At 66.6% G+C, this 26,165-nt stretch carries 20 protein-coding genes; 14 read left to right on the forward strand and 6 right to left on the reverse strand.

Going from position 1 to position 26,165, the window contains the following annotated elements; all coding sequences use genetic code 11:
* The first annotated feature begins 8 nt into the window (after nucleotides 1-8).
* The 11 genes from EER34_RS08700 to EER34_RS08750 all read left to right on the forward strand — a co-directional run bounded on the left by EER34_RS08700 (nucleotide 9) and on the right by EER34_RS08750 (nucleotide 10,934).
* On the forward strand, nucleotides 9-602 hold the full coding sequence (locus tag EER34_RS08700) for a hypothetical protein (RefSeq protein WP_127474081.1): 594 nt from the start codon (nucleotides 9-11) through the stop codon (nucleotides 600-602).
* Nucleotides 595-1,407, forward strand: a complete 813-nt coding sequence (locus tag EER34_RS17475; RefSeq protein WP_164743510.1) for a hypothetical protein — start codon at nucleotides 595-597, stop codon at nucleotides 1,405-1,407. Before EER34_RS08700 ends, EER34_RS17475 begins: the two co-directional genes overlap by 8 nt.
* The gene (locus EER34_RS08710; RefSeq protein ID WP_127474082.1) at nucleotides 1,404-2,030 is read left to right on the forward strand and encodes a hypothetical protein; all 627 of its coding nucleotides are present in this window, start codon (nucleotides 1,404-1,406) and stop codon (nucleotides 2,028-2,030) included. Before EER34_RS17475 ends, EER34_RS08710 begins: the two co-directional genes overlap by 4 nt.
* Before the next feature lie 326 nt (nucleotides 2,031-2,356).
* Nucleotides 2,357-2,725 (forward strand): 30S ribosomal protein S12, encoded by a 369-nt coding sequence (gene rpsL, locus EER34_RS08715; protein ID WP_018171438.1) that lies wholly within the window; start codon nucleotides 2,357-2,359, stop codon nucleotides 2,723-2,725.
* 5 nt (nucleotides 2,726-2,730) lie between these two features.
* On the forward strand, nucleotides 2,731-3,201 hold the full coding sequence (gene rpsG, locus EER34_RS08720) for a 30S ribosomal protein S7 (protein WP_056117669.1): 471 nt from the start codon (nucleotides 2,731-2,733) through the stop codon (nucleotides 3,199-3,201).
* 101 nt (nucleotides 3,202-3,302) lie between these two features.
* Nucleotides 3,303-5,417: an elongation factor G gene (gene fusA, locus EER34_RS08725; protein ID WP_127474083.1), complete on the forward strand. Its 2,115-nt coding sequence runs from the start codon at nucleotides 3,303-3,305 to the stop codon at nucleotides 5,415-5,417.
* A 158-nt stretch (nucleotides 5,418-5,575) separates the two neighbouring features.
* Complete coding sequence (gene tuf / locus EER34_RS08730) at nucleotides 5,576-6,769, forward strand: elongation factor Tu (RefSeq protein WP_127474084.1); 1,194 nt, start codon at nucleotides 5,576-5,578, stop codon at nucleotides 6,767-6,769.
* Between the two features lie 98 nt (nucleotides 6,770-6,867).
* Nucleotides 6,868-7,887, forward strand: a complete 1,020-nt coding sequence (locus EER34_RS08735; protein ID WP_127474085.1) for a glycosyltransferase — start codon at nucleotides 6,868-6,870, stop codon at nucleotides 7,885-7,887.
* Between the two features lie 44 nt (nucleotides 7,888-7,931).
* The gene (locus tag EER34_RS08740; RefSeq protein ID WP_164743511.1) at nucleotides 7,932-9,044 is read left to right on the forward strand and encodes a glycosyltransferase; all 1,113 of its coding nucleotides are present in this window, start codon (nucleotides 7,932-7,934) and stop codon (nucleotides 9,042-9,044) included.
* Entirely contained in the window at nucleotides 9,044-9,940 is an 897-nt protein-coding gene (locus EER34_RS08745) for a glycosyltransferase family 2 protein (RefSeq protein ID WP_127474087.1), read from the forward strand. The genes EER34_RS08740 and EER34_RS08745 overlap by 1 nt, the downstream gene beginning before the upstream one ends.
* Nucleotides 9,918-10,934 carry a Stealth CR1 domain-containing protein gene (locus tag EER34_RS08750; protein WP_127474088.1) on the forward strand — a complete coding sequence of 339 codons (1,017 nt, stop codon included), beginning with the start codon at nucleotides 9,918-9,920 and terminating at the stop codon, nucleotides 10,932-10,934. The genes EER34_RS08745 and EER34_RS08750 overlap by 23 nt, the downstream gene beginning before the upstream one ends.
* On the opposite strand, the gene EER34_RS08755 is transcribed toward EER34_RS08750, so the two are convergent.
* Entirely contained in the window at nucleotides 10,922-11,737 is an 816-nt protein-coding gene (locus tag EER34_RS08755) for a glycosyltransferase family 2 protein (RefSeq protein WP_338067940.1), read from the reverse strand. The two genes, EER34_RS08750 and EER34_RS08755, sit on opposite strands and share 13 nt — an antisense overlap.
* 294 nt (nucleotides 11,738-12,031) lie before the next feature.
* Between EER34_RS08755 and EER34_RS08760 the strand changes: the two genes are divergently transcribed.
* From EER34_RS08760 to EER34_RS08770, 3 genes are all read left to right on the forward strand, one after another.
* Nucleotides 12,032-13,441, forward strand: a complete 1,410-nt coding sequence (locus EER34_RS08760; RefSeq protein ID WP_127474090.1) for a polysaccharide biosynthesis protein — start codon at nucleotides 12,032-12,034, stop codon at nucleotides 13,439-13,441.
* Nucleotides 13,438-14,304 (forward strand): NAD-dependent epimerase/dehydratase family protein, encoded by an 867-nt coding sequence (locus tag EER34_RS08765; protein WP_127474091.1) that lies wholly within the window; start codon nucleotides 13,438-13,440, stop codon nucleotides 14,302-14,304. The genes EER34_RS08760 and EER34_RS08765 overlap by 4 nt, the downstream gene beginning before the upstream one ends.
* Nucleotides 14,305-14,462: 158 nt before the next feature.
* Nucleotides 14,463-18,080 carry a glycosyltransferase gene (locus EER34_RS08770; protein ID WP_127474092.1) on the forward strand — a complete coding sequence of 1,206 codons (3,618 nt, stop codon included), beginning with the start codon at nucleotides 14,463-14,465 and terminating at the stop codon, nucleotides 18,078-18,080.
* 120 nt (nucleotides 18,081-18,200) lie between these two features.
* On the opposite strand, the gene EER34_RS08775 is transcribed toward EER34_RS08770, so the two are convergent.
* The 5 genes from EER34_RS08775 to EER34_RS08795 all read right to left on the reverse strand — a co-directional run bounded on the left by EER34_RS08775 (nucleotide 18,201) and on the right by EER34_RS08795 (nucleotide 26,134).
* On the reverse strand, nucleotides 18,201-19,253 hold the full coding sequence (locus EER34_RS08775; RefSeq protein ID WP_127474093.1) for an O-methyltransferase: 1,053 nt from the start codon (nucleotides 19,251-19,253) through the stop codon (nucleotides 18,201-18,203).
* Between the two features lie 486 nt (nucleotides 19,254-19,739).
* Nucleotides 19,740-20,261: an acyltransferase gene (locus EER34_RS08780; RefSeq protein WP_205791428.1), complete on the reverse strand. Its 522-nt coding sequence runs from the start codon at nucleotides 20,259-20,261 to the stop codon at nucleotides 19,740-19,742.
* A gap of 105 nt (nucleotides 20,262-20,366) precedes the next feature.
* A complete protein-coding gene (locus EER34_RS08785; RefSeq protein WP_127474094.1) occupies nucleotides 20,367-22,751 on the reverse strand; it encodes a glycosyltransferase in 2,385 nt (794 codons plus the stop codon).
* Nucleotides 22,752-22,817: 66 nt separating this feature from the next.
* Nucleotides 22,818-25,160, reverse strand: a complete 2,343-nt coding sequence (locus EER34_RS08790) for a glycosyltransferase (protein ID WP_127474095.1) — start codon at nucleotides 25,158-25,160, stop codon at nucleotides 22,818-22,820.
* 23 nt (nucleotides 25,161-25,183) lie between these two features.
* Nucleotides 25,184-26,134, reverse strand: coding sequence for a hypothetical protein (locus EER34_RS08795; protein ID WP_127474096.1), 951 nt, complete (start codon nucleotides 26,132-26,134; stop codon nucleotides 25,184-25,186).
* Between the last annotated feature and the right edge of the window lie 31 nt (nucleotides 26,135-26,165).

Consider the following 26,165-nt stretch of genomic DNA (forward strand, 5'->3'; position numbering starts at 1 on the left):
AGCCGGTCGTGCCTTCCACCCCGCTGAGCGTCCCCTATGACCCGGACGCGTGGATCCACGTCCCGCTCGACTACGACGGCACCCCGTGGGCGGACGCCGCCGAGTGGGCGCAGTGGGTCGCCGAGTCCGCGACCCGCGGTCGCGAGGGGGGCGCCGAGATCGCGGAGGCGATCCGCGCGGAGGCGCTGGAGACAGCCCGTTTCCCCGCGGCGCACGTCACGGCGCGCTTCTGGCACTACCCCGTCGACGGCGACCCCACGGGCATGATCGACCTGTTCGTCCAGCAGCGCGACGCCGACGGCACCGCGGCGGCCGATCTCCTCCCCGAGCCGGGATTCACGCTGGTCGACCCGGTCGTCGAGCCGCTCGCGGCGCCCGGCTTCACGTCCGCCGTGCGCCGTCTGACGCTCAACGCGGTGCTGCCCGGCGAAGAGGCCGAGCCGGTGCTGTTCCCCCAGGCCGAATGGCTGGGCATCAGCGGAACCTGGGTCGCCTATGCGGTCAGCGGCGACCATGACGTCGCGCAGCTGCGGGCACGTCTCGACGACGGTGACGCGCTCTTCGCCGCTCTCGACATCGCATCGGAGGTCGGAGATGTCTGATCCTGTCCGCGAGGCGCGCAAGCGCGTCGACCTGTGGCTGCGCGCCGGCGGCACCCGCGAGGGAGCGGTGGGCGAGGCGTCCCGCATCGCACTGTTCGCCGCGGTCCCCGACATGCAGCGCAGTCACGACACCGTCCGCCGCGGCGACGCGCCGCGCACGTCGGGCGCGCCCGCGGCCGGCGCGCGCCAGGCGACCCGCGTGCACGAGGTGTTCTTCGTCGTCGCCGTCGTGCTCGGCCTGCTGGTGCCGGGTCTCGTCGCGCTGTCGCCGCGCGGCGGTTCCAGCGCGCTGTCGCTCAACGCGGGGATGATCCCCGCGGGGCTGTGCGCGCTCGCCACGCTCGGACTCTTCGTCTGGCTCGAGCCCTACCGCCGCAGCAGCGCCTTCTTCGCGGGGCACAACGCTCCGCCGCGCCTGTACCTCGTGTACGGCATCGTGTGGACGCTCCTCGCCGCGTCGATCGTCCTGCTCCGGTGGGACGAGGTCGACGACCCCGCCCCCGTGATCATCGGCATCCTCATGATGCTCGCCGCCGCCGCCGGGACCGTGCCGCTCTGGCTGCGGGCGCGGAAGGCGGACGCGGCGGCCGAGACGACCGTCGATGCGCACGCCGGCGATCCTGACATGTCGCACTGGTGGCGCGACGTCGACGGCGTCCTCACACCTCAGGAGCGCGATGCCGTGCAGACTGCGTACAGCGCGGCGCTCGACCGCCTGCAGGAGCGCAAGGTGCTGACCGAGGCGGATGCCGCGGCCGCCGCGACGCGCGGGCCCCAGGCCGCGTGGAAGAGCCTCGCGACATGAGCTCGCTGCGCGATGAGCTCGGCGCCGGCGCTGCGGTTCCGACTCCGTACACGATCCTCCTGCCCCCGGGGTGGCGACGTGTCGCTCCCGCCGACCTGTGGGACGGCGACGCGACGCGTTCGAGCCTCGCGCAGATGAAGGCCGCCGGGCGGGCCGACCTCGTCCTCCAGATGCGCGGCATGCTTGCCCAGTACCGCCGGGCCGCGATGGAGTCCAAGGTCTTCGAGGTCTACCTGCCGCCGACGGTCGACGGGGAGTCGCCGGCGCCGGCGGTGCTGCAGGTCTCGCCGTTCGTCCTCCCGTCGGGGACGACGTGGGACGAGGCGATCGGCCGGCTCGCGCAGGGGCGCGGAGCGGAGCTCGCCGACTTCACCGAGACCCGGATGTGGGTGTGGCGGCGTGACGGCCGAGTGGCGGACTCCGAGACGACGATGGCGTCGCGCGACGCGTACTTCCTGGTACCGGTCCCCGAGGAGTCGCCCCGCAGGGCGCTGCTGTTCCACTTCTCGGTGCTGGTCGCGCCGAGCGAGGAGGCCGCCGCCGCGGCCGAGACGCTCGTGGTGCTCGGTGACGTCATCATGGGGACCATGCGCTGGCGCCCCGCTCCCGTCGCCCGCGGGTGACCCGGATCCAGCCCGTTCGCTGAGGGCGTCGAGCGTCGGACCGCCCGCGTTTGACCGGCCCCCGGCATCCCGCGTATCATTGACCGGGTGTGCGTTCGCGCGCGCCGTCCGCCGTGCCTCGGCGCGGAGGCGGTCTGCGAGCGCCGCATCTCAGGGAACGGCCTGCGAACAGGTCACCCCCACGGCATATCCACCACACAACCGCGCGGCACCATCATGCCTCGCCGGTGGATGAATGTGAGCCCGCCGCGTCACGAATCGCAAGATCCGGATGCTGCGGGGGAGACACGAATGCTGTCACCGTGCAGCAACAACAAGGAGAGAACGTGCCAACCATTCAGCAGTTGGTTCGCAAGGGTCGCTCGCCCAAGGTCTCGAAGACCAAGGCGCCGGCGCTCAAGGCGAACCCGCAGCAGGCGGGTGTCTGCACCCGTGTGTACACGACCACGCCCAAGAAGCCGAACTCGGCGATGCGCAAGGTCGCCCGTGTCAAGCTCCGCAACGGCACCGAGGTCACCGCGTACATCCCCGGCGAAGGCCACAACCTGCAGGAGCACTCGCTCGTGCTCGTCCGCGGCGGCCGTGTGAAAGACCTTCCGGGTGTCCGTTACAAGATCGTCCGTGGCGCGCTCGACACGCAGGCCGTCAAGAACCGTAAGCAGGCTCGCAGCCGCTACGGCGCGAAGAAGGGTTAAGGAACATGCCTCGTAAGGGACCCGCCCCGAAGCGCCCCGTCGTCAACGACCCGGTCTACGGCGCACCGATCGTCAGCCAGCTCGTGAACAAGATCCTCGTCGACGGCAAGAAGTCGCTCGCCGAGTCGATCGTGTACACGGCCCTCAAGGGTGTCGAGGCGAAGAACGGCCAGGACGCCGTCGCCACGCTCAAGAAGGCGCTCGACAACGTGCGCCCGACCCTCGAGGTCAAGAGCCGCCGCGTCGGTGGCTCGACCTACCAGGTGCCGGTCGAGGTCAAGCCTCACCGTGCCAACACGCTCGCCCTGCGCTGGCTCGTGAGCTACGCCAAGGGTCGTCGTGAGAAGACGATGACCGAGCGCCTCCAGAACGAGATCCTGGATGCCTCGAACGGCCTGGGTGCCGCGGTCAAGCGCCGCGAAGACACCCACAAGATGGCCGAGTCGAACCGCGCCTTCGCGCACTACCGCTGGTAACCAGCGCGGCGGCCGGGTCGAGGCATCCCCTCGATCCGGCCGCCCCACCCGCCTGATCGTCACGAACGATCGACTGGATTTCCAAAGTAAGGAAGAACCCCGTGGCACAAGAAGTGCTCACCGACCTGACCAAGGTCCGCAACATCGGCATCATGGCGCACATCGATGCCGGCAAGACGACGACGACCGAGCGCATCCTGTATTACACGGGCACCAATCACAAGATCGGTGAGACGCACGATGGCGCGTCGACCACCGACTGGATGGAGCAGGAGCAGGAGCGCGGCATCACGATCACGTCGGCCGCCGTCACGTGCTTCTGGGACAAGAACCAGATCAACATCATCGACACCCCCGGTCACGTCGACTTCACGGTCGAGGTGGAGCGCTCGCTCCGCGTCCTCGACGGCGCCGTCGCCGTCTTCGACGGCAAGGAGGGCGTCGAGCCCCAGTCCGAGACCGTCTGGCGTCAGGCCGACAAGTATGAAGTCCCGCGCATCTGCTTCGTCAACAAGATGGACAAGCTCGGCGCCGACTTCTACTTCACGGTCGACACGATCATCAACAAGCTCAAGGCCAAGCCCCTCGTCATCCAGCTGCCGATCGGCGTCGAGAACGACTTCATCGGCGTCGTCGACCTCGTGGAGATGCGCGCACTGGTGTGGGCGGGCGACGCCAAGGGTGATGTCACCATGGGCGCCAAGTACGACATCCAGGAGATCCCGGCCGACATGGCCGACAAGGTCGCGGAGTACCGCGAGATCCTCCTCGAGACGGTTGCCGAGACCGACGAAGAGCTTCTCGAGAAGCACTTCGGTGGCGAGGAGCTCACGGTCGCTGAAATCAAGGCTGCGATCCGCAAGCTGACCGTCAACTCGGAGATCTACCCCGTGCTCTGCGGCTCGGCGTTCAAGAACCGCGGCGTGCAGCCGATGCTCGACGCGGTCGTGGACTACCTCCCGTCGCCGCTCGACGTGCCGGCCATCGAGGCCCACGACCCGAAGAACGAAGAGACCGTCATCCTGCGCCACTCCGACCGCGAGGAGCCCTTCACGGCGCTGGCGTTCAAGATCGTGACGCACCCCTTCTTCGGTCGCCTCACCTACATCCGCGTGTACTCCGGTCACCTGGATTCCGGCGCGCAGATCGTCAACTCGACGAAGTCCAAGAAGGAGCGCATCGGGAAGATCTTCCAGATGTACGCCAACAAGGAGAACCCGGTCCCCGCGGTCACCGCCGGTCACATCTACGCGGTCATCGGACTCAAGGACACGACCACGGGCGACACGCTCTGCGATTCGCAGAACCAGGTCGTTCTCGAGTCGATGACGTTCCCCGAGCCGGTCATCGAGGTCGCGATTGAGCCCAAGACCAAGGCCGACCAGGAGAAGCTGGGTCTCGCGATCCAGAAGCTCGCAGAGGAGGACCCGACGTTCCGCGTCGAGCAGAACTCCGACACCGGTCAGACCGTCATCAAGGGCATGGGCGAGCTGCACCTCGACATCCTGGTCGACCGCATGAAGCGGGAGTTCAAGGTCGAGGCGAACGTCGGCAAGCCCCAGGTCGCGTACCGCGAGACGATCAAGAAGTCGGTCGAGAAGCACGACTACACCCACAAGAAGCAGACGGGTGGCTCGGGTCAGTTCGCGAAGATCCAGTTCACGATCGAGCCCCTCGAGGTCACGGCCGACAAGACGTACGAGTTCGAGAACAAGGTCACCGGTGGCCGCATCCCGCGCGAGTACATCAGCCCGACCGACCAGGGCTTCCAGGACGCCATGAACGTCGGCGTGCTCGCCGGCTACCCCATGGTGGGCGTGAAGGCGATCCTCCTCGACGGCGCCTCGCACGACGTCGACTCGTCCGAGATGGCGTTCAAGATCGCCGGCTCGATGGGCTTCAAGGAGGCCGTCCGCCGCGCGAACCCGGTCATCCTCGAGCCGCTCATGTCCGTCGAGGTGCGTACGCCCGAGGAGTACATGGGCGACGTCATCGGCGACCTGAACTCGCGTCGTGGGCAGATCCAGTCCATGGAGGATGCTCAGGGCGTCAAGGTCGTGCGCGCGCTGGTTCCGCTGTCCGAGATGTTCGGCTACATCGGCGACCTCCGCTCGAAGACCTCCGGCCGCGCCGTCTACTCCATGGAGTTCGACAGCTACGCCGAGGTCCCGCGCAACGTCATGGACGAGATCGTCCAGAAGACCAAGGGCGAGTAGCCCTTTTCCCCCGGGATGCCTCGGCGACGAGCATCCCGGGGGCACAACTTCACACAGATTCAACAGAAACCTCTCTACTAAGCTAGAGAAATCCCCGTAGAGATCCGGCGCACACCAGCGTCCGGCAATCACTACACGAACGTCCTGAGGAGGACCCAGTGGCTAAGGCCAAGTTCGAGCGCACCAAGCCGCACGTGAACATCGGAACGATCGGTCACGTCGACCACGGCAAGACCACGCTCACCGCAGCGATCTCGAAGGTGCTCGCCGACAAGTACCCGTCGGCCACCAACGTGCAGCGCGACTTCGCGTCGATCGACTCCGCTCCCGAGGAGCGCCAGCGCGGCATCACGATCAACATCTCGCACGTCGAGTACGAGACGCCGAAGCGCCACTACGCGCACGTCGACGCCCCGGGTCACGCCGACTACATCAAGAACATGATCACCGGTGCTGCCCAGATGGACGGCGCGATCCTCGTGGTCGCCGCCACCGACGGCCCGATGGCTCAGACGCGTGAGCACGTGCTGCTCGCCAAGCAGGTCGGCGTTCCCTACCTGCTGGTCGCGCTGAACAAGAGCGACATGGTCGACGACGAGGAGATCCTGGAGCTCGTCGAGCTCGAGGTTCGCGAACTGCTTTCGTCGCAGGACTTCGACGGCGACAACGCCCCCGTCGTCCGCGTCTCGGGCCTCAAGGCGCTCGAGGGCGACGCCGAGTGGGTCGAGAAGATCGTCGAGCTCATGGACGCCGTCGACGAGTCGATCCCCGACCCGGTGCGTGACAAGGACAAGCCGTTCCTCATGCCCATCGAGGACGTCTTCACCATCACCGGCCGTGGCACGGTCGTCACGGGCCGCGCCGAGCGCGGTACCCTCGCGATCAACTCCGAGGTCGAGATCGTGGGTCTGCGCCCGACGCAGAAGACGATCGTCACCGGCATCGAGATGTTCCACAAGCAGCTCGACGAGGCCTGGGCCGGCGAGAACTGTGGTCTGCTCCTCCGCGGCACCAAGCGTGACGACGTCGAGCGCGGCCAGGTCGTCGTGAAGCCCGGTTCGGTCACCCCGCACACCAACTTCGAGGGCACGGCGTACATCCTGTCCAAGGAGGAGGGCGGCCGTCACAACCCGTTCTTCACGAACTACCGCCCGCAGTTCTACTTCCGCACCACGGACGTCACCGGCGTCATCTCGCTGCCCGAGGGCACCGAGATGGTCATGCCCGGCGACACCACCGACATGACCGTTGAGCTGATCCAGCCCATCGCCATGGAAGAGGGCCTCGGCTACGCGATCCGTGAGGGTGGCCGCACCGTCGGCGCCGGCACGGTCACGAAGATCCTGAAGTAATCGCCACTTCAGAACGCTGACACGGAACCCCCCAGGCTTCGGCCTGGGGGGTTCCGTCGTCGATGCGGTTCCGCCCCGTTGCCTAGGATGGTCGGGAGATGATCGAGCAACCGGACGCGCGGAGCCAGATGAGCGGGCACCGCGTTCACGAAGGCGTGGCGCTTGTCGCCACGGTCCGGAACGAAGAGTCGACCATCCACGCGTTTCTGGATGGCCTGAGCCGCCAGACCGTCCACCCGCAGGAGATCGTCGTCGTCGACGGCGGCTCCACGGACCGAACCGTCGCCGAGATGCAGGCGTGGCGGCCGACGTGCGGCTGCAGGGTCCGTGTCATCGTCGAACCCGGCGCGGGCATCGCCGCCGGTCGCAATGCGGCGATCGCGGCGACGCCCATGGGATGGATCGCCGTCACGGACGCCGGGACCGAACTCCGCGGCGACTGGCTCGAGCAGATCACAGAGCCCCTCTCCCGCGCCGATCCGCCCGACGTGGTCAGTGGATTCTTCGAGCCCGCGGGCGGCACGTTCGCGCAGCGGGCCATCGCGGCGACGATCACCCCGACTGCGGCCGAGATCCGTCCCGAGAGCTTCATGCCGTCCAGCAGATCCGTGCTGTTCAGCCGCGATGCCTGGATGCGAGCGGGCGGCTATCCGGAGTGGCTCGATTATTGCGAGGACCTGGTCTTCGACTTCGCGCTGCGCGATTCCGGCGCGCGCTTCGAGTTCCAGCCGAAGGCGATCGTGGGATGGATCGGACGGCCGAACCTCCGCGCGTTCGCGAAGCAGTACTTCCGGTATGCCAGAGGCGACGGGAAGGCCGGTCTGTTTCCACGACGACATGTCGCACGATACGTCGCCTACTCGTATGCGCTGGCATCGCTGCTCTTGATAACCAAGCTGCCGGTGCTGTTTCTCGTCGGCTGCGGGGGCTTCGCCGTCTACATGATCCGCCCGGAGCAGCGCGTGCTCGCCCGGCGTGCCCGGTTCACCCGAGGCGAACTGGTCCGTGCCGTGCTGCTGGCGCCGGTGATCGTGATCACCGGTGATCTGGCGAAGATGGCGGGCTACCCGATGGGCCGCGTGTGGCGTCGGAATCGTTCCGACGGGCCGACTGCATGAGATTTCGGCGCAGTGCTGCTCCGCCCACGGCGGCGAGGCGCGTGATGGTGTGGCGTGACCTCGTGCTGCCGGGCTCAGAGACGTTCATCCGGAACCAGGTCGACGCGATGACGCGTTGGGAACCCGTTCTGGCAGGTGTTCGCAGCATCGAGTCACCGATCCGGCGAGACACCGACGTCGTGCTCTTCGACGAATCGTTCCTCGGACGCGTCGAACGGCGGCTCTTCTCGCTGTCGGGCTGGTCTCCACGGCTCGACCGTCTGCTGAAGAGGCGCGGAGTCACCCTCATCCATGCCCACTTCGGCATGGGGGCGGTCAGTATCGCGCGCACCGCGCGGCGCCTGGGAATCCCTCTCATCGTGACGGTCCATGGCAACGACGTGACGCGGACCGACCTGCGGTCGGGGACGGGTGACCGCGAGGGACGCGCCTACGCACGGCGACTGACGGCCGCGCTGCGCTACGCGACCAGCGTGATAGCCGTGTCGCACTTCATCGCGCGACAGGTATGCACCGGCTATGCCGTTCCCGCCCACAAGGTGACGGTGCTGCGAATCGGCGTTCCGACCGCGTCGTCACCCGAGGCGACAGAGCCTCAGCGAGACATCCTCTTCGCGGGGCGACTCGTCGCGAAGAAGGGGGTCAGCGATCTTCTGACAGCGGTCGAGCTGGCCGGTCGCCGGATTCCTCCTCCGTCGGTCACGATCATCGGTGACGGCAAGCTGCGGGAACAGCTCGAGGCTGAAGCGCGGGCGCGGGGTGTGAACGCGACGTTCGTCGGCGCGCGAAGCCCCGACGAGGTGGAGGCGGCGATGCGGAGCTCCCTTCTCTTCGTGGCACCCTCTCGCACAGCTCCCGACGGCGACGCGGAAGGATTCGGAATGGTCTTCCTCGAGGCGGCGCGGGCGGGACGCCCGGTGATCGCGTACGACCACGGCGGTGTGGGCGAGGCCGTCGTTGACGGAGTCACCGGAGTCCTCGTTCCCGAGGGGGATACCGTAGGGCTTGCCGACGCCATCGCTCGGCTGCTCGGCGACGCCGAGCTTCGCAGCCGGATGGGAGACGCGGGCCGGCGCCGAGTTGTCGACGAGTTCGACATCCGCGCGTGCACCGCCGAACTGGAGGACGAGTTTGACCGCGTGGCAGGTGCTGGGTAGTGGCGCAGCCGGCTGACGCCGATGGCGGCGTGGAGGTGCGCCCGCTGATATCGGTGGTGATTCCCACCTACAAGCGCGCGGATCTCCTGCCGCGGGCCGTGCGCGCCGCCTTCGCGCAGAGTCTCGCGCCGAGCGAGGTGATCGTCGTTGACGACGCGGATGATGCTGATACCCGCGCGATCATGGCCGAGCTCGAGGAAGAATTCGGCCCGTCACTCCTGCTGGCGCGAACGCCGCCGGACGCCCACGGGGCATCGGCCGCGAGGAACACCGGAGCCCGAGTCTCGCGAGGCGACGTTCTCGCGTTCCTCGACGACGACGACTGGTGGGATGCCGAATACCTGGCGCAAGCCATGACCACCCTGCGCGCCGAGAACGCCGAGATGGTGGTGACGCCGAACTGGATCGTCATCGACGAGGAGCGGCGACCGTTCATGACTCCCAGCGAGCCGAGCTTCTCGACCTTCCGTCCGGGGATGACCGGATCGAACATCGTCGTGACCAGGAGAGCGTTCGATCGCATCGACGGATTCGATCCGGCTATGTGGGTGATGAACGATGTGGACTTCTTCGTCCGTGCGCGCGCGGCCGGCACTCGTATCGTCGCCGCGCGGGAGCGCCTCGTGTATCTCGAAGGCAGGGGAGCCGGTCACCTCTCGTCGGCATCAGAGCGCCGGGCCCTCGGCTTGGAGCACTTCATCGAGGTGCACCGATCGGAGATGGACCGAAAGTCCATCCGGTTGGTGAGGCGCCGCATCAGTGTCGCCAGAGCGGCCTCCGCGGTCGGCATCCGGGAGCGGGTGCGTCATACTCTGGGCGTGATGTGGTTCTCGTCGATCAGCGACTACACCGGGACGTTGAAGCGGAGGCTCGATGGACGCCGTCGATCCTATTGACGTCGTGATCTTGTGGGTCGACGTCGGCGATCCCGCTTGGCAGGCCGCTCGCGCCGCCGCGACGGGGGTCTCGGGAGAGACGCGGTACACCGGCGCGAACAACGAGTGGGATACGCTCCGCTACCTCCTCCGGAGCATCGAACAGTACTGCCCGTGGGCACGGCGAGTTCATCTCGTGACGCCAGGCCAGGCTCCGCACTGGCTGGTTGAGGACCATCCGCGCCTCTCGGTGGTCGACCAGCGTGTGATCCTCCCAGCGGATGCGTCGCCTTCGTTCAATTCCATGGCTGTGGAGGTGAACCTGGACAGGATCCCGGATCTTGCCCCCACCTTCGTGTACTTCAACGACGACATGCTCGTCCTGCGGGAGACGACCGCCCGCGACATCGTCCCGAGGGGTCGCCCGGCGGGATTCGCCGTTCAGAACGCCCTCACTGCCTCCAACGACTGGTCGCACTGGGTGCTCAACGCGGTGGGCGCCGTGAACGCCGTCTTCGACAAACGCCGTGTGATGCGGTCTCGACCCGCGAAGTGGTTCAGCCCGCGCTACGGACGCTATCTGATCCGCAACATCGCGCTGCTTCCGTGGGGATCGTTCACGGGGTTCTTCGAGCCGCACGTTCCGATGGTTCTGCGCACCGAGACATTCGAAGAGGTTCGACGTAGGCTTCCCGAGCTGATCGACATGACGACAAGATCTCGGGTGCGATCGCTCAGCGACGTCAGTCCCTTCCTGTACCGCTACTGGCAGCTCTGCACCGGTGACTTCAGCCCGGTCTCACCCGACGCCTACGGCCGATTCTTCGAGGTGAACGCCGCGTCCTTGGATGCTGTCGAAGCACACCTGCGATCGAGCGCGTCGATGTTCGTCTGTCTGAATGACGGACCTGCGGCCGACGCGGACGGTGTGCGGGAAGGCCTGCACGCCCTGCTGGACGCACGTTTTCCGCATCCCTCCACCTTCGAGCGGGAGCCGGCCACTCAGCCGGGGTAGACGGCCCGGGTGATGGCGGGGTGAGCGCGACTGGCGACACGGTGGGACCAGATCATCTCCGGGTACCGGCTGTAGAACTTCGTCATCGACGCGATCTCCCTGAGCCAGGGCATCCAGCGGAACTTTCCCGACGTCTCGCGCGCCCAACCGTGGGTAGCGGTCGCCGCGGGTGCGAGAAGGACGGGCACCCCCGCCTGCCAAGCGCGCAGCCCGATGTCGGAGTCTTCGTAATAGATGAAGAAGCGCGAGTCCCAGCCTCCGATCCGGTCGATGGTCGCGCGGGTGCCGAAGACCGCGGCGCCCATCAGCCAGACGACGGGATAAGGATCCGCGCCATCAGAGGTCAGGAGGTATCGGTGGTCGTCCCCACGCAGACGATTTCGGATCTTGGCCGTCAGCAACGGGTAGCCCCGTCCGTTGGGCTGGATCGTCCCGTCGGGGTCGAGGAGCTGCGGGCCCACGACGGCGCCCGTCTCGCGGGCGATGCCTTCGAGGCGATCGATCGTGGCCTTGTCGATCCCTACGTCCGGATTCACGAATCCGATGAAGTCTCCGCGCGCCGACGCGAGGCCGATGTTGTTGGCAGCGGAGAAGCCGACGTTCTTCGGCAGTCTTATGACGCGTGCCCCCAGCGTCTCCGCGAGCGCCGCGCTGTCATCGCTGGAGCAGTTGTCGACCACGATCCACTCGGTCTGAGCGTCGTCGTCTCGGTCGCGCCAGAAACGCATCAGCGCTTCCCGACTGTTGAAGGTCACCGTGATCAGTGACCGGCGCGGGCTTGAATCCGGCAACGTGCCTTCCACGGTCTGCTTTCATGAATCGGGCGTTCGGCGGACGCCGCCCCAGGTGCACTGCTCGGGATTGCCCGCACCCGTCGGCGAGTCGCCGCGGCGCGTGTCGCCGCCAGAGCATCGAGCCAGCATACCTGGCCGCCCCCGGGACAACTCGTCCGCGTGGCAGACGAGGACGCGGTGCCGGGTTGCGATCAGCTGGAGCCGCAAGCATTGCGCACACGGTGCTTCGAGCGCAGGGCGAGAGACCGACGCCGCTCTTCAGCGGGGCTCTGCCCGCCTCGGGCGCTCCGTTAGGATCGACAAGTGACTGACGACGAAGCCCCTACGATCGACGCGCAGCGGATTCTCGTGGTCGGGCACGGCGTCGCTGGGCAGGGTATCGCCGACGACGCCCGCGCGAAGGGCCACAATGTCGTCGGATTCCTCGACGACAACCCCAGCTCGCCTGATGTCCTCGGCAGGCTCTCCGATGTCAACCAGGTGGTCCACGACAACCACGTGGACACCATCTACTTCGCTATTCCCACGATCGAGGCTGGACGATTGCGCGAGTTCATCGCGGGTTTCGAATCCGACCTCCGTCTGTCGATGCTTCCGCGAACATACAAGACCATCAGCACCGAGACGGTGGGCATTGGCGATCTCACCGATGTCGATGTCCTCCAGCTGGTCGGACGCCGGCCGGTGAAGCACGACCTGCTCGAGGTGGAGGCACTGGTTTCCGGGCGACGTGCGCTTGTGACGGGTGCCGCGGGCTCGATCGGTTCGCGTCTGACGGAACATCTCTTGCAGCTCGGAGCGGAGTCCGTAACCGCCTTCGACTGGTGGGAGAACGGGTTGTTCCACCTCGCCAATCGGCTGGGTGACAGCCGGCTGCGGATCGTGGTCGGGGATGTGAAGAACCGCAGAAGAGTCGAGCGGATCTTCGCCGAACACCGCCCCGATTTGGTCTTCCACGCGGCCGCCTACAAACACGTCCCGATGAATGAGGACAACCCGACGGAGGCCCTCGCGAACAACGCGCTCGGCGCCGAGATCGTCCTAGCTCAGGCGATCGCCGTCGGAGCGAGTCACGCCGTCTACGTGTCAACGGACAAGGCCGTGCGACCCGCCAACGTCATGGGCGCGTCCAAACGTCTCGGCGAGCTCCTTCTCCGCGATCTCGCCGGGGCTTCAGGGCAGACGAAGTTGACTGCTGTGCGGTTCGGGAACGTGTTGCAGAGCAACGGGTCGGTGATGGAAACGTTCAGGCGTCAAATCGAGGCGGGTGGACCGCTCACTGTCACTCATCGCGATGTGACCCGGTACTTCATGACGATCGACGAGGCTGCCCAGCTGATCATCCAGTCGACGCACTTGGGTGAGAACGGCGACATCTGCGTTCTGGACATGGGCGATCCGGTGCGCATCATGGAACTGGCCGAGAGCCTGGTCAAGGCCACGGCTCCGCACGTGAAGATCGAGGTGACGCAGCTCCGCCCGGGCGAAAAGCTATACGAGGAGCTGACCTACAACCCTGACCTCGCGACCAGCACAGCTAACAGCAAGGTCTTCATCATCAAAGCCGAGGATGAGTTGGATGTCCCCGTCGCCGAGATCCGTGAAGTCGTGACTGCGGCACGTGACGGCGCGCTCGATGACGATGGTGCCCGTCGCGCCCTCATCGCGATGGGTTTCGCCGTCGCACCCCCGAAGACGGAGCTGCACCCTTGAACTCGCTCCCCGCGTCGACCGTGCTGGTGACCGGCGGCGCGGGGCGGCTAGGTCGACTCGTCGTCGCGGCCTTGCGGGCGCGCGGCATTCGTACGCTCTCCCTTTCGCGGCGCGCAATCGAACATCCGGATGATCTGTTGGCCGACCTGACTGACGCCGATGGTGTCATCGCCGCGGTTGGAGACGGTGAAGTCGACGTCATTGTTCACCTTGCCGCCGCAGTCCATCGCGACGACGCTCTTGAGAGCGGCGCGCGAATGGATGGGTCACTCGACCGACTGATTCGCACCAAGCTTCCTCACGCCGTCATTTTCGCATCTACGGGTGCGGTGTACGGGGATCGTTCCGCGGATGCCCTGACTGAAGAGTCGCCGGCGCTGGGTACGTCGCCATACGCCCTGTCGAAGTTGTCGTCCGAGGATGCTCTACGCGCTATGACCTTCGGGATCCCGGGGCTTTCGGTAACCACGCTCCGCATTTTCAACGTCGCGGGGCCCGACTTTCCGACGTCTCTCGTCCAACGCCTTCTGGCGGCAGATTCTGCGCGTCCGGCGACGCTCATTCGCCCAGACTCCTACGTGCGGGACTACATCCACCAGGAGGACCTGGTGAACGTCATCCTAGCGGCGATGGATGACCCCGAACCGGGCTACCACCTGCTGAACGTAGGCGCAGGTCAGCCGATCCCGACCCGGAGTCTGCTGCGTTCGCTCGACATCCCGGACGGGGCATGGGTGGAGGTGGACGGCGAGGACAGCAGGAACTGGTGCGACAACACAGCCCTGGTGCGTAGGTTTGGAATCGCCCCGCGTGTGCTGCCGACCCGCGCGTGGGGGCTGCGAGATCCCAGTGGGAGAGCGTAATCCCGCCTGAGCCGCCGGGCGATGACGCAACGGACGGTAGCTGCTCAGACCCCGCGCTCGAGCAAACGGATTGCCGGGTAGGATACACAGGTTATCTTTGCGCTCGAATCGTCTAATTGGCGTGCACCGGCGAGAATCCGATCCTCCGAGAGTTACGCATGTCGACGAGCCCCGCTGTCTCCATCATCATTCCTGTACATAACGACGAGACGTGGATCGCCGCAGCCCTCGAGAGTTGCATGAGGCAGTCGCTCTCCGACATCGAGGTCATCTGTGTCGACGACGCATCGACCGACGGAACCCGGGCGATCATCGATACCTATCGAGCGCGGGACTCGCGCATTCGCCTGATCGAGCAGCCGGCGAACGCTTCAGCCTTTCAGGCGCGACGAGTCGGTGTTGAGGAAGCCCTGGCGCCCTACGTGCTTTTTCTCGATGGCGATGATGAGCTGACGCGAAATGCGGCACAGGTGGTGCTCGAGCGAGCGCGGTCCGAGGGCGCTGATGTCGTCGGCTTCGGCGTCGACTTCGTCATGTCGAAGGGCGTGCGCAAACCGGCTTTCGAGAAGGAAGTGCAGCCGAAGGACGTTGAGCTGTCTGGCTCGGCGATCCTCCCGGGCCTCTTCCCCGCAGGTAAGTCCGCTCACGGACACGTGTGGGGCTACCTCTTTGCTATCGAGCTCCTGAGATCTGCGTACGCTGGACTTCCTCTGGATCTGCACCTCCCGCGAGCCAACGACCTGCCCATCGCGTTCCTCGCGTTGGCCAGAGCAACCAAGTACGTGTCAACGCCCGAGCGGGCGTATCGCTACCACTTCCGGCGCGGCACCAGTGGCCAACGGGTCACGAACACCGACGAGTTCGAGTTCTATCTCGGCGCCGTCAGTTCGATTGAAGTCATCGAGCACAAAGTTCACGAAATCGCGGCGGGGTCGGACGATGCTGTGGAGGTGTTGGCGTGCTACGAATCGACACGCCTCTCCGTCATCGGTACCGTTCTGCGGTACTGCCTCAATGCGGCTGACGAGGAGCTTCAAAGCGCCTGCTTCGCCCTGATACGCGCGCGGATCAGCGACGTTGACGTGATCCGGGCCGCCGCAGGCTTCTGCCCGGACGCGCTGCGCTTGTTCGATCGCACCAGCCCGGGTCCTTCGAATCGAGCGGAGCCGGTTCGAAGCGTCCTCATCACGACGGCGGTGCTGGGCACCGGTGGTATCCAGGGGGTCATCGCATCACAGGCTCGCCACCTCGTCGACGCCGGGATGAGGGTGACGATCGCGGTTCATCGACACGACGACTCCGTTTACGACCTCCCCGACGGTGTCGACGTAATCCACCTGCAGGCGACGACGGTGGCCGAGCGTCTCCGCGCGTGGGTTGAGATCTGCCGTGACTCAGAGGCTGATGTCATCCTCGACCACTACGTGCTCTACAACCAGGTATGGCCGTTCTTCGCTCTCGCTGCTCAGACGCTCGGCATCCCCACTATCGGATTCCTTCAGAGCTTTGCGTTGCGCCCGGTCCGCGACGACAACGCAAACATGTCGTTCCTGGTAGAGAATCTGCCGCTCCTCGAGACGGTTGTGACTCTGTCTGCCACAGATGTGGCGAACTGGAAGCTGCGTGGCCTGGAGCGAGTCGTCCATCTGCCGAATCCTCCGTCGCCCATGCTGCAGCAGATGTCGACACGCACGGTGCCGAAGTCTCCGCCCGCCGGACCCGTGAAACTCATCTGGTGGGGTCGCCTTCAGCAGTCGACGAAACAGGCCCGGGATCTCATACCGATCACTGCCGCGCTGAGGTCCCGAGGAGTGGATGCCGAACTCACCGTCATCGGACCGGACAGCAACGACCTCACCGCGGCGCGGATGCTGGCTGACGCCGTTTCCCAGGGCGTCGCTGATCATGTCAAGATCGTCGGCGCTCTGCACGGACCAGCCCTGATCGAGGCACTGTCCGATGCGGACATCTCGCTGTTCACCAGTGTGATCGAAGGGTCGCCACTCGCCCTCGTCGAGGCGCAGTTTCTCGGGCTTCCCGTAGCCATGTACGAGCTGCCCTGGCTGGCGAACCTGGATGGAAACGAAGGTGTGATCACTGTCAGGCAAGGTGACGTGCGCGGGCTGGCGCGAGAGATCGAACTGCTGGTCAATGATCCTGGCCGATACGTCGCTGTCTCTCAGGCGTCACTCGAGGCCGCTAGACGCGCGACTGACTTCGATTTCCCCGAGCTGTACGGGCAACTGCTGACGGGAACTCTTCCCGCGAGCCGCTCGCCGGAGCCGACAGTTGCGCACGCGCGCCTCCTGCTCGAGTGGACGACCTTCTACACAGAACTCAACTCGCGGCAGCGCATGGCGCAGAGCGCTGAGGTCATCAGTCTGCGTAAGCAGATCGTCGCGTTGCGAAAGCAAGGCGCGGATGTTCACGCCAAGTTCGTGGCGCAACGACAAGCGACGGCAGATCTGCGGCGCAAGCTGGCGGCCGCACCGAGTGCGCCTCGGTTCGATCGACGCGCGAAGCGACTAGTCGCGAGGGTGGCCCGCAAGGCGCAGTCGGTATTGCCGAGACGAGATTCCGTCAAAGCCAGTTCTCACGAGGGGTCTACTGCCGCACACGACATGGCCTTGAGTGTGCCGACCGTGGACGCAGCAGTAGAGGTCGCCGGTCGCGATACCGTCGCTGTGCCCGGTGACGACGGCCTCCGCACTGATGGTGCCGCGCTTCGGGACCGCGCCGAGGCGACGGCTAGGGGAGTGATCTCCGCCGCGCAGCCGGATGTCTCGGTCGTGATTCCCGTCTACAACGCAGGGCCCTGGCTTGACCAGTGCCTGTCGAGTGTGCTCGCCCAGCGCGATGTCGGGTTGGAAGTGATCTGCGTCAACGACGGTTCGACTGACGATTCACGGAGCATCCTGAGCCATTTCGCGCACCAGGATTCGCGAGTTCGCATTATCGATCAGCCCAACAGTGGGCAGTCCGTCGGGCGAAATGCCGGCTTGAATGCGGCCAACGGCCGGTACGTGATCTTTCTCGACAGCGACGACTACTGGGCGCAGGACGCACTGTCGGTGCTCGTACAGCGCGCCGACGCCGACGAGTTGGATGTTCTGTTCTTGGAAGGTCACTCAGTTCTCGATGGCAACGTGAGCGACGAAGTGTGGAACCGCTACGGCAAGTACTACCCGCGGCATCAGGAGTACCGCGAGACGCGGGCTGGTGTCGACATGATCGTCGACATGAGGCGCGGACGCGACTATAAGGCGCACGTGGGCCTCTACCTGACCCGCACGAGTTACATCCGCGCCAGCGGTGCACGATTCATTCCGGGGATCGTCCATCAGGACAATCCGTACACCTTCGCGCTCTTGTTGAACGCTGGCCGCGTTGCGCACGCCATGGTAGATCTCTACGCCCGGCGCGTGCGTCCCGGGTCCACCATCACGACGCTGAAGGCTCTGAATTCGGCTAAAGGCTACTACCTCAGCTACGTATCAATGCTTCGGGAAGTGTCCAGCCGTGACCTTTCGCCCGAAGTTGCGAGCGTCCTGAGCAATGTCGTCTACGACGTCTTCGTGAGCGCTCGCGGCCAGTTCGTTCAACTGCCCCCATCCATAGGTGCTGAGTTGAAGACGCTCGATCTCAGTCCTGAAGGGCAGGTGGCCTTCCGCCTGCTGGTTAGCACTCGCGAACCGGTGACCGCACAGGAGCCGATCAACCCTTCAGGCGCTGAGAACCGCACGTTGACGGGCGACGCTGTCCAGGCCTCACGCTGATCGGTCCCTTGCAGTCTTGTTGCAACGGGTGAGAACAGTGGAAATGCATCCCGGGTCGACCTTGCGACTCGGGATGGACCGAACGTGTCGAGTGAGGTCCCGGGCGGGGAGAACCCCCAACTAGACGACGGTGAGCTCGAGGACTTCGATTCCCTGCCCCGGTGACTCCACGCGCCGCAGGCGGGGGACTTCCTCCAGCCAGTACTCGAGTATCTCGCTCTCGTCGCGCCGGTCAACGTCGTCCGCCACAATGAGTGCACTCGGAGCGAGGCGGTCGATAAGTAGCGGCAACGCCGGGTACCTAGCGTGTGGCCCGGTAGTCCCTGGCGGACCGTCGACGAGAAGCACATCGATGGGTTCGGCGAGTTCAGCCGTGTCGAACGAGTACCAGGAGAACTCGCCTCGCGGCGTCTGGAGCGGCGTGAGAGGTGCGAGGCGCACATCGACGAAGTCCGTCAAGCCATGGACCGAGATGAGCGCACGTGTCTTCTCTGCGTATTCGGGCAGGTGTTCGAGCGCAATCAGTCGCCCGCGCCCAAGTTTCTTCAAGGCGTAGCCGATCCAGAGGGTGGACGTGCCACTGCCGCACTCGACGATGGTGTGGGCCCCGCTTGTTTCGATGAGATCGACGAGTGTGAGCAGCCCCGCCGGACTCAATGCCCAACCGGCGACTGCGGGAAGCCTCGCGTGTGGCGAGTATTTGCTCAGCAACTGGTCGAGCGCCTGAATATCGGTGAGGAGCTCGCGGTGAAGGAATCGCAGGCGTCGATCCATGGTTTTCTCCAACGAGTGGATCGCCCGCGATTCTCCGATGAGTGCGTCCAAACTCGCTTGGAGTCGCACGTCGCGATCCTTTCGGGTGCGATCTCCGTCAGCCTGCATCGACCTGAGTTCTTCGCGCGCAACGTCGCGCTCGGCTCGCATCTCGGCAAGCGCTCGGCGCGCCGCGTCGCGTTCGGCTCTCGCTAACACGAGTGCGCTGCTGGCGTCGTCGCGTTTCGCGCGTGCGCTCTTCAGAGCCCTGCGCGCTGCATCTCGCTCGGCACGTGCCTCGCGCAGTCGAGCCTCCCAGGGGAGCCGAGCGCGCCAAGACGCACTCGACGGTCGCGATGCCGGCTTGCCCGTCGGCTGGTGTCCGGTGTCCGGCTCGTCGGCGTCTCCTGCGTCGCTCATCGTGGCAAGGCTACACTCATGCGAACGACGCGAGGCCCGCCCGCTCGACGAGGATGGGGGCAGTGAGCTCTTGCATCGGAGACAGGAGTACGCACTTCCGTCGACTGGATTCAGCGCCGGAGTAGTGAATGCCTCACCTTGACTGCGGTGGGCCGCTTTCGCAGCTCTTCAGCGCAACTGGGGCTCAATCGAGGCTGGGGTTCGGGCCGGACGCGGACTCGACCGGCCGACCCAGCAGCAATGATGCAGCCGTGTGAGGGGCGGGTTGGGGCAAAGTACCGGTTGCGACGCGACCGCCCCGGTGCGTCGTGGATGACCCGACACCGGCGTCGGGGTCGGGGCGGGCGCTGGTTGGCCAAGTATGCGCCGGTCGTCGGCGCCCAGCGCTCTGCGCAAGGGCTGCAGGATGAAGCGCGCGGTCGCCGGGGTGGAATCGTTCCTAACGGCCGCACTCCGCGGCGGCGCAGGCAGCGCGCCGGGGCAGAGTCAGCGCGATCGGTCGAGCAACCGCCGCAGGCGGGTTCTGCGCGGCTTCGACGGCTTCACTGCGGGTTCCGGCTCGTCGAGGGAACGGATCACACGCGCCGGGACTCCGCCCACCAGCGTGTTGGGGGGCACGTCCGAAACAACGACCGCCCCGGCGGCGACGACGGCGCCAGCGCCGATCGAGACACCGCCGACGACCGTGACCGCAGCCCCGATCCACGCGCCGTCTCCGATTGTGATCGGGTCGAACCGGCCCTTGCCGGCACGACGCGACGCCGGTCCGATCTCGTGGGTGTCGGTGACCAGACGAACGAATGGTCCGATGTTGACGCGGTTGCCGATCGTCGTGTTCGGGCGGACATATGCGTCCCGGTTGATGTAAACACCTACGCCGATGTCGATGGGTCCAAGGAACTCGCCGCCGCGCAGGATCTTCGTCCGTGCCCCGATTCGCACAAGCTCATCGCCGACGAATCGGGCACTCGGAGAGATCTCGCAGCCTTCGGCGATATCGGTGGTCACCGGAACATTATGCCTTCCGGCGAGCGACCTCGATCCCTACAGCCCGGCGCTGCTCGCTGGTAGTCTCGCCGAGCGGTGCGGCCGATACCGACCAGGTGATCTGGTTCAGCGACGCAGGAGAGCGTGCCTCAGCCTGAGCGCCGCGGGGCGGAGCCACGGCGCGATGTCGATCACCGTCCGGGCCGCCGGCGTCGCTTTCCGGACAAGCCGCGAGCTGAGCGACCGATCGACGCTCTCGGCGGCTCGGCGGGGCGACTTGTGGCGGTCTCCCCGGCGCTCTGGCGGCTTTCGAGCCTTGGCGCTCTCCTCGGCGAAGAGGATCGTCAGATCGATGAGGCGCTTGGCATCGTCGATCGTCGGCTCGGGGGAGTGGCTCGCCGGGAGCGTGCCGGAGACCAACTGCTGATAGAGCGTCGCGAAATCGTAGGACAGCTCTCGCTCGGCGGCCGAAACCGATGCCGCGGACAGCCTGCGGTACAACTCGGGATCGGCGGCGATGGCGGCGATCTCCGCGGCCAGGCCGGCGGCGTCGCGCTGCGGGGCGGTGACGATTCCCTCATTGCCCTCCGCGAGAGCCAGCCAGGGCATTTCATACATGGCGACCGGCAGGCCGCGGGACTGCGCCTCCGGAATCGTGAGTGGATAACCCTCGATGATGCTCGTGTTGAGGAAGATGTCGGACGAGTCGATCGCGGCGAGGAGATCCTCTCCGTAGAGCGGTCCCACCGCCTGCACGCGATCTCCGACCGCGAGCCTCTCGGCGAGCTCGTTCAACTGAGCGGCCGTCGTCTCGTTCCAGTCCGGGCCGATGATGCGCAGCCGGAAGTCGACACCGAGTCGCTGCAGCTCCGCCGCGACCTGGACGAGCTCGGACACCCGCTTCGTGCGCTGCTCGAGGCGCCCCCACCACACCAGCTCGAGCGGTCGCCCGGTGGGCGCCTTCCGGGGAGCGGTGACGCGCGAAGCCTCAGCCAGCAGCGGAGAGGGCGGATTCGGCAGATAGGCCACGCGCGGCATCCCGCGCAGCTTCCAGAACGCCACGTCGGTCGGCGAGAGCACGATCAGCTGCGCGAGTGCACCCATGTTGCGGGTCTGGAAGTCGAGCCGTGTGATTCCGAGGAGGACCGACCGGCCGGCGAAGTTGTGCGCCCAGCCGATCGTCGCGGCGCCCTCCGCGCGCGCCGCGAGGGCGAATGCGGGCCACCGGTTCGCGTAGAGCCAGTGGTGGTCGATCACAAGGTCGACGCCGTTCTCGCGACATGCGTCCGCCCACTGTGCCAGCTGGTCCGCCAGGGACGTCGAGTCGTCGATCTGGACGAAGGCAGCCCCCCGAGGGACGAGCGACTCGTCGCTCCCCGCCTCCCGTGCCGCGATCGTCACCCGGAACCCCGCGGCGAGCAGCAGGCGGGCCTGCGACAGCAGGACGCCGGTCACGCCACCCCTCTGAAGGATGTTCGTGGTGAGCAGGATGCTGCGAGCAGGACGCTCGCTCAGGTCGATCCGGCTCGTGTGCGCCGCGAGCTTCTCGAGCGCGCCCGGCCGGAACTTCGCCGTCGCGTGCACGATCTCGCGCGCGGGAGCGCAGGTGTACAGATGGGCGAAGGTCTCGGCGAGCAGATCCTCGCTGGTGTGCTCGGCGAGGTAGTACGTGGTGTACGCGACGATCGAGAGGCGGGCGGACTCGTACGTGGCCAGAACGAACGCCGGATCGGCGCTGCGCTCCGCGATCACCTCTACCGCGGGTGCAATCGTGTCGATCGAGTTGATCGCCCCGGAGTAGAACACGGCCCACCCGAGGTCGTGCACCTTCTGCCCGCTGCCGCCGCGACCGAAGTGATAACGATAGAGGCGATCTGGCAGTGATTCGTAGCTCTTCGCCAGCGCCGCCGCGAGGAACGTGATGGGCAGATCATTCACACGGGGGAGTACAAGGTCGTCGGGCATCAGCGCGTACGCGTCGACGAGGATTTGCGTGCGGAAGAGGAACCGCCATAGCTGACCCTGTGCCGGCTCATCGATGGGGAAGAGCCCGCGCAGGACGTCTACGCCCCGGAGTGAGCCGTTGCGCGGCTGGAGCCGGAGCTCGAATCCGCCGCCCGTGCTCCCGTCGCGTCCGACGACCTCGATGCCGAACTGCACGAGATCTGCGTTCGCGTCCTTCGCTTTCGCCAGCGCCGCCTCTGCCGCGTTGTCGGCGAGCTCGTCGTCGCCGTCGAGGAAGAGCAGATAGGTGCTTCGCGCCGCTCGAATTCCCACCGCACGGGCCTGGTAGGCCGACATGTTCTGCTCCTGGCGGATGATCCGCACGCGCGGATCGCGCTCGGCGTACTGCTGCACCACTTCGGTGGTGCCGTCAGACGACGCGTCGTCGACGACGATGACCTCGATCGCGGAAAGAGTCTGGCGAAGGCAACTGTCGAGCGCTCCCGCGATCACCTCCTCGTCGTTGTAGACCGGGATGACGATCGAGACGAGCGGGATGATGTCCATGTGATCTCCGTCGTTACTGCAGGAAACTCGTGGGGCGCGGCAGCGCGATTCCGTCGCGCGGCGCGGTCAGCTGCGCAGAAGTGCGTGCTTCACGCGGCGGGCGAGCGGACGCAGCCCGGGGGCGAGAGCCAGCACGCGATGGCCGATCCCGGTCAGCTTGCCTTCCACCCGCTGACCGATCGAGCGAGGGGCTGAGGTGGCGCGCAGCGGTCCGCTCGCGGACGACTTCGCCGCCTCGGCGCTCTGCTCCGCATTCCGCTCGGCGTAGAAGACCAGTAACTCGAGCGAGGCGCGGGCGTCTTCGAGCGTCGGCTCCGGTGAGTACTCGGCCGGGAGGGTGCCGGACACGAGCTGCTGGTAGAGCTCCGCGAAGTCGTAGGAGGTGGCGCGCTCCGCCGCCGCGATCGATGCGCGCGAGAGCGCGCTGTACCGGTCTGGATCGGCCGCGAGCGCAGCGACGGCGGCGGCAAGAGCGTTCGCGTCGCCCTGACGGACGGCGATGACGCCGGGGTTGTCCTGGACGGGGAGCAGCCAGGGCAGGTCGTACATGACCACGGGCAGACCGCGGGACTGCGCCTCGGGAATCGTGAGGAGGTACCCCTCGATGATGCTCGTGTTGATGAAGATGTCGGAGGAGTCGATTGCTTCGAGCAGGTCGTCACCGTGGCGGGGGCCCGTGACGTCGACGACATCGTCCAGTCCGCGCCGCGTCACCAACGTCGACAACTGGGCAGCGCTCATGTCCGTCCAGTCCGGTCCGATGATCCGCAGCCGGAAGTCGACGCCGAGCCTCGTGAGCGACCGCGCCACCTCGACGAGGTGCGTCACCTTCTTGGTGTGTTCCTCGAGCCGGCCCCACCACACGACTTCGAGCCGACGTCCGACCGGCGCGGGCTTCGGCGCGACGTCGCCCTCAGACCCGAGCAGCATCGGGGACGGCGGATTCGGCAGGAACGCGGTGCGGGGGATGCCGCGCAGCTTCCAGAACGCGACGTCCAGGGGCGAGAGCACGATGAGCTGTGCCAGAGCCGATAGGTTGTCGTGCAGCAGCGTGTGCAGATCGGTGCCGTTGTAGGTCGGGCGCCCAGCGAAGTTGTGGAGCCAGCCGATGGTGGCGGCCCCGGATGCCCGTGCTGCCAGGGCGTAGCCCGGCCAGTCGCGCGAGTACAGCACTCGGTGGTCGATCACGACGTCGACCTCGTGCTCCCGGCACACCTCGGCCCAGCGGGCCAGGCGATCCCGTCGGCTCGAGCCGGAGACCTCGACGAGCGTCGCGCCCTGGGGCACGAGGGACTCGTCGCTGCCGTGGAGGTGCGTCGCGATCGTGACGCCGTACCCCGCGTCGAGGAACACCCGCGCCTGCGTCCGCAGGACGTTGGACACGCCCCCGGTGGTGAGGATGTTCGTCCTCAACAGCACGTTGCGCACGGGCTTTCGGCCCAGCTCGATTCGCGTCCCGAGGCGCGTGAGGGTCGGCAGCGTCTCGGGCGCGAACGTCGACGCGGCCGCGATGATGTCGATTTCATCGACACGCTCGCTCAGCGGTTCGATCTCCTGCGTCTGGCGGGCCTCGGGCGCGCGATGCACGCGCGCGATTACCCGGGCGACCCCCGACAGGCGAAGCGCCTCGTAGCCGTCCAGCAGCGGTTCCGGATTGGGACTGTGCCGTGCCCACTCCCGCACGATCGACTGGATCGCCGTGACGGCATCGAGGGAACCCAAGTCTGGCGACAGCGCGGCGCTCGCATCCGCGACTTCTGCCGAGCCGCGGCCGGACAGCCGCAGGTGCGCGGGCTCCCCGAGGGGCGCAAATGCCTGCGCCGCCGCGCACGCGAGGAACACCTCGACCGCGTCGTCGGACGACGTGGCCGGCAGTGCTGCGTATACAGTGCGGAGCAGCTCTGTGCGGAAGAGGAATCCGGTGACGCGACCGTGCGAGCCGGCGTTTGCGGGGAACAGGCTTCGCACGATGTTCTCTTCGTGCAGGACGGTGTTGCGGGCTTTCTGCACGCGCTCCGAGACGGCGTCGCCGTCCTGCGCGCCGGTCGCGTCAGCAAAGCCGACGATGTCCGCGTTCGCCGCGACCGCCTGCTGGTGCGCGTCCCCGGCCGCCCCGCCGATAAGTTCGTCGCCGGGCTCGAGGAACAGGACGTACGGCGCCGTCGCCGCCGATACACCCGTCCGTCGCAGCCCCGGTGCCGAGGAATCCTCGCTGCGCACGATGCGAACGCGGGGATCCTTCGCCGCCCTCCGCTCTGCGAAGGCAGGGTCCGCGGGCATGCTCCCACCGACGCAGATGATCTCGACGTCGTGCATCGACTGGTCGATGCACGACTGCAGCGTGACTCCGATCCGCTGGTCGTCGTGAACGACCAGGACGATGAGGGAGACGAGGGGCGACGTGGACATCTGGATTCCGTGGGATAGGGCGGCTAGCTCGATGCCGCAGCGGCCCGGAAGACCGCCGCGTACTCGGCCGCGATCGCGTTGGGGTCGCGGGCGTCGAGATCGGGTCGGCCCGCGGGGGGCTGATCTCTGAGCGCCTGAACCGCTGCTTCCAGCGTCACGGCCGTGAGGCGTCCGCGGTGGAGTCGCACCCAGTCGTGGCCGACCTCGTCGGCGAGCAGTCGGGTGGCAGGAGTTTCCTCGACCAGCACAGGGCGGTCGAGCGAGAGCGCGAGCATGATGATGCCGAGGCTGTCATGGTCGTCTGGCGCAGCCACGACGACGAGCTCGGCAAGCGAGACCTCCTCGACGCGGGCACTGTCGGAGAGGGGTTCGTCCCGGAGGGTGATGCGGCTCGGATTACGAGTCAGGGTGCGGTCGAAGGACGCGCGGAGCGCGTCAGGCAGCTGACCGACGATCCGGAGCGTGCTGTCGCCGAGGTCGGCGTAGGCGAACACCTTAAGGGGTGCCTCGTAAACAGCCGGGACGGTGTGGGGGGAGACGAAGAGGAGGCGCCCGGGGACCGCCTCCTTACGCGGATAGCCGAGGAAGCGATTTCGCAGATGGCTGTGCCGGATCACGATCGCGTCCCTCGCGGCGGGAGCGGGGATCGTCGGGTTGAGAGCGATGAACGACGTGGTCGCCTCGTCGAGGATGGCCTCGGCCCGCGACGCCTTCCGTGCGACCGCGGCGTCGTCGTTTCCCACTGTCCGCACGAGTGCGATGCCGCGACGCTTCAGCGACTTCGAGAACTTCGTGGCGCGCCTCACCTGCTCCGCCTCCGGGGTGCCGCGCTCGCCGATCACGGCGCTGGGCGATACGACGTGGATCACGTCGACGCCATCGGTCGCACGCGGACTGGCGCGGAACTGGTACACGACACCCGTCGGTCCCTTGCCCGCCGAGTTGTCGCCGATCAGCTGGTCCACGTATGCCACACGGTGCGACGGTGCACGCGAGGCCACGACG

The sequence above is a fragment of the Microbacterium sulfonylureivorans genome, assembly GCF_003999995.1.
Classification (GTDB): domain Bacteria; phylum Actinomycetota; class Actinomycetes; order Actinomycetales; family Microbacteriaceae; genus Microbacterium; species Microbacterium sulfonylureivorans.

What these genes read in the sequence shown, in the direction of transcription:
- EER34_RS17475 (WP_164743510.1), top strand. Translation starts at nt 595, where the DNA reads ATGTCTGATCCTGTCCGCGAGGCGCGCAAGCGCGTCGACCTGTGGCTG.
- EER34_RS08710 (WP_127474082.1), top strand. Translation starts at nt 1,404, where the DNA reads ATGAGCTCGCTGCGCGATGAGCTCGGCGCCGGCGCTGCGGTTCCGACT.
- rpsG (WP_056117669.1), top strand. Translation starts at nt 2,731, where the DNA reads ATGCCTCGTAAGGGACCCGCCCCGAAGCGCCCCGTCGTCAACGACCCG.
- EER34_RS08735 (WP_127474085.1), top strand. Translation starts at nt 6,868, where the DNA reads ATGATCGAGCAACCGGACGCGCGGAGCCAGATGAGCGGGCACCGCGTT.
- EER34_RS08740 (WP_164743511.1), top strand. Translation starts at nt 7,932, where the DNA reads ATGGTGTGGCGTGACCTCGTGCTGCCGGGCTCAGAGACGTTCATCCGG.
- EER34_RS08750 (WP_127474088.1), top strand. Translation starts at nt 9,918, where the DNA reads ATGGACGCCGTCGATCCTATTGACGTCGTGATCTTGTGGGTCGACGTC.
- EER34_RS08770 (WP_127474092.1), top strand. Translation starts at nt 14,463, where the DNA reads ATGTCGACGAGCCCCGCTGTCTCCATCATCATTCCTGTACATAACGAC.
- EER34_RS08775 (WP_127474093.1), bottom strand. Translation starts at nt 19,253, where the DNA reads ATGAGCGACGCAGGAGACGCCGACGAGCCGGACACCGGACACCAGCCG.
- EER34_RS08785 (WP_127474094.1), bottom strand. Translation starts at nt 22,751, where the DNA reads ATGGACATCATCCCGCTCGTCTCGATCGTCATCCCGGTCTACAACGAC.
- EER34_RS08790 (WP_127474095.1), bottom strand. Translation starts at nt 25,160, where the DNA reads ATGTCCACGTCGCCCCTCGTCTCCCTCATCGTCCTGGTCGTTCACGAC.